This is a genomic window from Maribacter sp. (genome assembly GCA_020629415.1).
GTDB classification, from domain to species: domain Bacteria; phylum Bacteroidota; class Bacteroidia; order Flavobacteriales; family Flavobacteriaceae; genus Maribacter; species Maribacter huludaoensis.
Window position 1 is genome coordinate 1 of record JAHDDL010000074.1, and the last position, 6,757, is coordinate 6,757.

The following is a 6,757-nucleotide window of genomic DNA, read 5'->3' on the forward strand; positions in this document are numbered from 1 at the left end:
AATACTAATACATTATTGTTTTCTATTTTTTTGAATTTAGCGAACTTAGTTGCTCACCAACCGTTTACAATTATTCAATGAGCAGTATTTCCGAGATTTTACAAAAAATAAGAAGTAAGAGTCCTTTAGTTCATAACATTACCAATTATGTAGTCATGAACAATACTGCCAATGCTTTATTGGCTGTTGGTGCATCTCCTGTAATGGCTCACGCTAAAGAAGAGGTCAAGGATATTGTTACTATTTCTTCTTCGCTGGTTATCAATATGGGAACACTGAGCGACAAATGGGTAGAAAGTATGCTAATGGCAGCAGCACAAGCCAAGGCGACCAATACCCCTTTTGTTTTCGATCCGGTTGGCGTTGGTGCATCTGCATACAGAACGGAAGTGGCACAGAACATTATAGAGACAGCAATACCCAATGTAATTCGTGGAAATGCCTCGGAGATAATGGCTCTGGCTAAATTGACCAATTCCACTAAGGGTGTTGATAGTACAATGGATACCCAAGATGCCATTGAAGGTGCTACCCTACTTGCCAAACAACTCAAAAACACCGTAGTGATCAGTGGTGCTATAGATTACATCATCACTGCAGATACTTTTAGCAAAATAGAAAATGGCAGCCCGCTTATGGCAAAAATTACCGGTATGGGCTGTACGGCAACCGCTATGGTAGGTGCTTGTTTAGGTGTTGAGGAAAATACACATTTAGCTGCAGTTGCTGCAATGGCCATAATGGGTGTTGCAGGTGATATGGCAAATGATAAGAGTGCCGGTCCGGGTAGTTTTCAAATGAATTTTTATGATAGTCTAAATGAGCTTTCCCCTGAAGTTTTAGCGGTAAAAGTTAAGACGAATGCCTAAAATAGATTACGCTTTAATGTATGTTACCGATGATAGTATTAGGGACGATAATACCTTTTTTGCTATTCTAGAAGCTGCTTTAAAGGGTGGTGTAACATTGGTACAATTACGTGAGAAGACCTGTGACACGGCTACATTTTACAAACGTGCCGTTCATGCAAAAGAATTGTGTGTGGCTAATAACATTCCATTGATCATTAATGACCGTATAGACATTGCACTGGCAGTGAATGCAGACGGAGTTCACATTGGACAAACCGATATGCCATTTAACGTTGCCAGACGTCTACTAGGAAAAAATTCCATTATCGGACTATCGGTAAGTTCTTTGGAACAAGCTATAAAGGATAATGCCCAAGCGGCAGATTATATTGGCATCTCCCCTATTTTTTCAACGGATACGAAGACCACAGATTTAGCAAAACCGTTAGGAATTTCAGGTCTTAGATCAATACTAAAAGTATATAATAAACCTGTGGTCTGTATTGGTGGTGTCAACAAAAACAATACAGCGGAGATTATAAGCAACGGTGCCGACGGTGTTGCCGTAGTTTCCGCAATTTCAAAAGCAGTTGAACCTCTAACGGCAACAAAAGAATTAAAACAAATAGTATGCAAGACTGGTACACACTAGTAAGACAAGAAACAGATTTTATTCTAGAAGCAATAAAACAACAGCACTTTATCAAAGAACTGATGAACGGCACGCTATCATCAGATGTATTTCAATTTTATATCAATCAAGACGCCATGTATTTGGCGGAGTATAAAAAAGTACTTGCTACAGTGGGTGTTAAGTGTCAGGATGAAAACGACACACAGTTTTTTCTGGATTCGGCAACCGGCATTATTCATGTTGAAAATGCGCTACATCAAATTTTCTTGAAAGATAATCGGTTAACACACGAGCCCTCGCCTACTTGTGAATTGTACACTAGTTATTTAACACGTATGGTAGCCAACCATTCTTTAGAAGAAGCATTGGCAGCCGTGCTCCCCTGCTTTACCATTTACAAAGAAATTGGGGATTACATTCAAGAAAACCAAACCAATAAAGCAGATAACCCATATCAAGATTGGATAGATACCTATGGTGGGGAAGAATTTGCTGCTTCGGTTAATAATGCGGTAGCCATTACCAATAGGTATGCGGAAAATGCTTCAGAAGAAGTTTTACAGAAAATGAAAACAGCTTTTATAAAAGCATCTAAATTGGAATGGATGTTTTGGGATAGCGCCTATAATAAAGAAGCATGGAAGATTTAAATAGAACCTATAATAGTGTGTTAAGTATCGCTGGGAGCGATTCTGGCGGTTGTGCCGGCATACAGGCAGATATTAAAAGTATTAGCGCCTGCGGAGCATTTGCGGCAACGGTAATAACGGCCACCACGGCTCAGAATACGCAAGGTGTAACAGATATACACGCTATACCCATTGCACATTTAGAAAAACAACTGGATGCCGTATTGAGTGATATTTATTTTGGCGCCATTAAAATTGGTATGCTCCACTCTTGCGAGGTAATCAATATGGTAAAGGCTAAGTTGACCGAGTATAAAGCAACTAATATGGTATTGGACCCTGTTATGGTAAGTACATCCGGTCATAAGTTAATTGCGGACGATGCTATTGAATGTTTAAAGGATTTCCTACCAAAGGTAAGCTTGATTACGCCCAATATACCTGAAGCGGAATTATTGATCAATGAAAAAATCAATGTGGACAACATGAAAGCTATGGCACAAAAAATTGGTGAACAGTTTCAAGTCTCCGTTTTGTTGAAAGGTGGTCATGTGGATAATGATTCTTTTATTATGACCGATGTTTTTTATGTTCATGAGACCAAAACAGTAAAAATCATCACCAACCCAAGGGTAAACACTACTAATATACATGGTACCGGTTGTAGTCTTTCTTCAAGCATTGCAGCTTATTTAAGTTTAGGATTTTCTATGGATGAAGCAATTACAAAAGGGTGTAATTACGTAAACCAAGCTATTGCCGCGGGTAAAGATAAAATCTTGGGTCATGGCAATGGTCCTATTAATCATTTTGGATTGTAACTCAGAATATAAGACCATCAATGATTTTCGACCCTTTAATAGCGCATATCAATAAAACTATTCATTTATCAAAAGATGAAGAAGAAAAATTTTGCAGCTATTTTCATCTAAAGACTATTGATAAAAAAGATTTCATATTACAACAAGGTGAAATCTGCAAGTTTGAAGGTTTTGTGCTAGAGGGTTGCTTTAGAACCTTTACCCTGGACAAAAAAGGGAATGAAAACACCTTGTTCTTCGCCGCAAAAGATTGGTGGCTTATGGACATAGATAGTTTTATGAACAACAACCCCTCAGAATTGAACATTCAGGCTTTAGAGGATAGTCAAGTGCTAATTATTAACAGAAAGAACAAGGAGCAACTATACGCGGCAATACCGTCTGCAGAAAAATTGTTTCGCATCATGTTTCAGAAGTCCGTCGTGGCATGGCAGCGCAGGTTGGTGCAAAACCATAGCTTAACGGCAAAAGAAAGATATCTTCTCTTCACATCTACCTACCCGGAAATTGCTTCTAAATTAACGGATCGGCAGACTTCTAGCTATCTCGGCATCACACATGAATTTCTAAGTAAAATAAAAAAGCAGCTTTAAATTTCATTAAATTAACCATAGTTGAACAAGTTCAACTTTATTCTCGGTACTGTTTTCAATTTTTGTAAAGCAAAACAGCATAGAGAGGTATGAAACAAGTACTAAAAGTAAACCGACTGATACTTACATTATTATTTTTAATATTAATGGATGACGCTTATGCGCAAGTAACCTACAACATTACCCATGATGAAGCTTTAGAAGTGTTACTTGAAGCAAAATCAAAAGCGGAAGCCGATGGCGTACTTGTAAATATAGCCGTGGTAGATGCCGGTGCTAACCTAAAGGCGTTTATAAGAATGGACCAATCTTTTTTAGGAAGTATTGATGTAGCAATCAAAAAGGCAAAAACGGCAAGGTATTTTAATATGGATACCGGTGAACTGGGCGAACTGACACAACCTGGCGGTATTATTTATAATATTGAACATTCTAATGACGGACTCATGACTTTTCCCGGTGGTTATCCTATTAAAAACAAGCAAGGAGAAATCATTGGGGCAATTGGTGTTAGTGGCGGTACTATAGATCAAGACAGGGAAATTGCCATTGCAGGTGCCAAATACGTTTTAAATTAAGCATACATAATGACGATGAACAACAAGAAAATCATGAATACATTTAAATATGTGCTTGCTGCAATTTTCGCGATAGCGCAGATAGGCAATGCACAGTCTACGGATGATTTAATGCTGTACAGAAAGGATTTTAAAGACATTTCTGGAGAGAATACTGTTTCTGTTACCAGCTATGAGAAAGGTGGTAAACATTATGTATTTGCCGGCGGTGTGGGCAATATAGATGTGTATGCATTAAATGAAGACGGAATTCTTTCTCCCATAAGCGACCATGAACTGCATATGAAAAAAGGTCCGGCACGGGGTATGGTAGCCACCCGTATAAAAAACAATGACTTTTTATTTGTAGCCAACAAGCATGGAAATGTAATTGAAAGTTTTAAAATATTGGATTCAGGATTTTTAGAACGTACGGCATTGACCGAAGATACAGAAGATACCTATTTGGGCACTGCCATTACCTTACAGGTAGTACATATGAAAAATGGGTCTTATTTGTTTGTTGGCGGACTAGAGGAAAATCCCGGTCTAAGCTGTTTTCAAATTCAGGAAAATGGAGCGCTTACCCACGTACAGTCAATGAAAGATGATGAAACGGTACATACAGATGGTATTATTGGCATGTATGTGCATCAAATAAAAGGTAAAACCTATTTATATACCGGTGGTTTTCAGGACAATGGCGTTAGCAGTTTTAGGGTGTATGAAGACGGTACGTTCAAGAATATAAATAATATAAGTGACAACAAAACAGATCGCTACCTCACGGGCACTTACCCCGTTACCGGTGTTACCTTGGAAGATCAGCATTATGTAATTGTAGGTCACAGACATCATAAGTACTACAAAAGGGGCAATTTTATAAAAAGAAAAGATTTTGTGTACCATGGTGACGGTGTAAGTGTTTTCAAGGTCGATAAGAAGGGTGCATTAGTACCACATTTTGTTCTGAAGGACGACGAGAGCACCAAACTATCCGGACAAACAAGAATTGAAGTCATTTCGGTCAATACTGATGAAGCGGTATTGGCGGTAGGCACTAGAGATGATGAGGCTATACAATTGCTTAAGTTGAATAAGGAAGGGATTCTTAGCCCTATGAACTATTTGGAAACGGGGTATTCCATTTATTACGGTTTAAGGTCGCACTCCATTGGCGAAAAGGATTTTCTCATTGCAGGTTCATTTCGGTTCGATTTACATAAATTGGTGACCTACAATGTACTGCCCAAAATAAATAGAGATCATAAAAAACTGAGGCACGTGGTTCATTTAAAATATAAATCTGATGCCACCAATGATGAAATTAAAGAAGCGGAACAAGCTTTTGTAGCCCTTAAAGACCAAATTCCACAGATCACGGCATTGGAATGGGGAATAAATGATAGTGAAGAAGGCGCCAGCAAAGGTTTTACACATACCTTCACGCTGACATTTAACGATGAACACGGTAGGGAAATATACCTTTTTCATAAAGCCCATTTAGATTTGGTAGCCAAAGTAGGACCTATCATTGCCGATGTTTTGGTAATGGATTATTGGACGGAGGAATAGTCCAACATCAAAAACACCGTGAATAACTTGATTATAAGTACGGTAACATGTAATTGCTTTGTTTTTTAATTATATCGACCTTTAGTTCTTAATCGCTACATGGAATTTAAATTTCCATTAATTTAGCACAGGCAGGTACTTTAATAAATGAAAGTAATTGAGATACCATCTTCTTTAGGATCAATATCCGCATCCTTGCACGAAAATACTAAGGCAGATACTGTGTTGATCATTGCCTCGGCTACCGGAGTAAAACAGCAGTATTACAGCAAGTTTGCTACATATGCCCAAAACAATGGCGTTACGGTAATCACATTTGATTATATAGGCATAGGCAGTTCATTGAATAAACCTATAAAAACCATTAAAACCAATGCTGCGGATTGGGGAAGAAATGACATAGAAAGTATACTACAATACGTTATAAACCACTACCCAAAATCTAGAAAAGTAATTCTTGGACATAGCATTGGCGGTCAACTGATAGGGCTGGCTAAATCTTCCAATACATTGGACAAAATAATTTTAGTTGCTGCACAATCAGGATATTGGAAATACTGGAAAGGAATGGGAAAAGTAAGAATGTGGTTGAACTGGTATGTTCTTTTTCCATTTCTTATCACCACTTTTGGTTATCTAAACGCCAAGAAACTAAGCGGTATGGAGAATTTACCAAAAAATGTTGCCGATCAATGGCGGAACTGGGGCACGCATAGCAATTATATTTTTAGTGATCCATCTATCAATGAAACGCATTACCATGCAATAACTGCCAATATTGCTGCATATAGTATAGCTGATGACACCTTTGCGCCAAAAGAGGCCGTGCAATGGATGACGGCACAATACAAGAACGCAAAGAGTAAATCATACCATTTAAGACCATGCGACTATCAAGCAAATAAAATTGGTCATTTTGGTGTCTTTAGGGACAAGTTTAAAGCGACTATTTGGAAAACAATTTTGAATGAAATTTGTAGTTCTTAATCAATGGAAGAGAAGTTAAAACAACATATTCAAAAATTAGTTCCTCTTACAGATGATGAATTTGTAGAAGTGCTTTCATACTTCTCATTCGAAAATTATGGTAAAAAGGA

The 6,757-nt window shown here is 38.0% G+C and carries 8 protein-coding genes; all 8 read left to right on the forward strand.

The annotated features are described in order from the left end of the window. Positions 1-77: 77 nt before the first annotated feature. The gene (gene thiM / locus QZ657_RS16955) at positions 78-869 is read left to right on the forward strand and encodes a hydroxyethylthiazole kinase (RefSeq protein ID WP_291968215.1); all 792 of its coding nucleotides are present in this window, start codon (positions 78-80) and stop codon (positions 867-869) included. Next, a complete protein-coding gene (gene thiE, locus QZ657_RS16960) occupies positions 862-1,503 on the forward strand; it encodes a thiamine phosphate synthase (RefSeq protein ID WP_291968216.1) in 642 nt (213 codons plus the stop codon). The genes thiM and thiE overlap by 8 nt, the downstream gene beginning before the upstream one ends. Further along, positions 1,482-2,135, forward strand: a complete 654-nt coding sequence (gene tenA / locus QZ657_RS16965; protein WP_291968217.1) for a thiaminase II — start codon at positions 1,482-1,484, stop codon at positions 2,133-2,135. Before thiE ends, tenA begins: the two co-directional genes overlap by 22 nt. After that, entirely contained in the window at positions 2,123-2,935 is an 813-nt protein-coding gene (thiD, locus tag QZ657_RS16970) for a bifunctional hydroxymethylpyrimidine kinase/phosphomethylpyrimidine kinase (RefSeq protein ID WP_291968218.1), read from the forward strand. Before tenA ends, thiD begins: the two co-directional genes overlap by 13 nt. Before the next feature lie 20 nt (positions 2,936-2,955). After that, positions 2,956-3,528 (forward strand): Crp/Fnr family transcriptional regulator, encoded by a 573-nt coding sequence (locus QZ657_RS16975; RefSeq protein ID WP_291968219.1) that lies wholly within the window; start codon positions 2,956-2,958, stop codon positions 3,526-3,528. A 146-nt stretch (positions 3,529-3,674) separates the two neighbouring features. Continuing rightward, positions 3,675-4,106 carry a GlcG/HbpS family heme-binding protein gene (locus QZ657_RS16980; RefSeq protein ID WP_291968222.1) on the forward strand — a complete coding sequence of 144 codons (432 nt, stop codon included), beginning with the start codon at positions 3,675-3,677 and terminating at the stop codon, positions 4,104-4,106. A gap of 33 nt (positions 4,107-4,139) precedes the next feature. Then, on the forward strand, positions 4,140-5,660 hold the full coding sequence (locus QZ657_RS16985; protein ID WP_291968220.1) for a Dabb family protein: 1,521 nt from the start codon (positions 4,140-4,142) through the stop codon (positions 5,658-5,660). 147 nt (positions 5,661-5,807) lie between these two features. Beyond that, the gene (locus tag QZ657_RS16990; RefSeq protein WP_291968221.1) at positions 5,808-6,647 is read left to right on the forward strand and encodes an alpha/beta fold hydrolase; all 840 of its coding nucleotides are present in this window, start codon (positions 5,808-5,810) and stop codon (positions 6,645-6,647) included. The last annotated feature ends 110 nt before the right edge of the window (positions 6,648-6,757 follow it).

Coding starts and splice junctions, on each gene's coding strand:
- QZ657_RS16975 (WP_291968219.1), top strand. CDS start 2,956: ATGATTTTCGACCCTTTAATAGCGCATATCAATAAAACTATTCATTTA.
- QZ657_RS16980 (WP_291968222.1), top strand. CDS start 3,675: ATGGATGACGCTTATGCGCAAGTAACCTACAACATTACCCATGATGAA.
- thiM (WP_291968215.1), top strand. CDS start 78: ATGAGCAGTATTTCCGAGATTTTACAAAAAATAAGAAGTAAGAGTCCT.
- QZ657_RS16990 (WP_291968221.1), top strand. CDS start 5,808: ATGAAAGTAATTGAGATACCATCTTCTTTAGGATCAATATCCGCATCC.
- QZ657_RS16985 (WP_291968220.1), top strand. CDS start 4,140: ATGAATACATTTAAATATGTGCTTGCTGCAATTTTCGCGATAGCGCAG.
- thiE (WP_291968216.1), top strand. CDS start 862: ATGCCTAAAATAGATTACGCTTTAATGTATGTTACCGATGATAGTATT.
- thiD (WP_291968218.1), top strand. CDS start 2,123: ATGGAAGATTTAAATAGAACCTATAATAGTGTGTTAAGTATCGCTGGG.
- tenA (WP_291968217.1), top strand. CDS start 1,482: ATGCAAGACTGGTACACACTAGTAAGACAAGAAACAGATTTTATTCTA.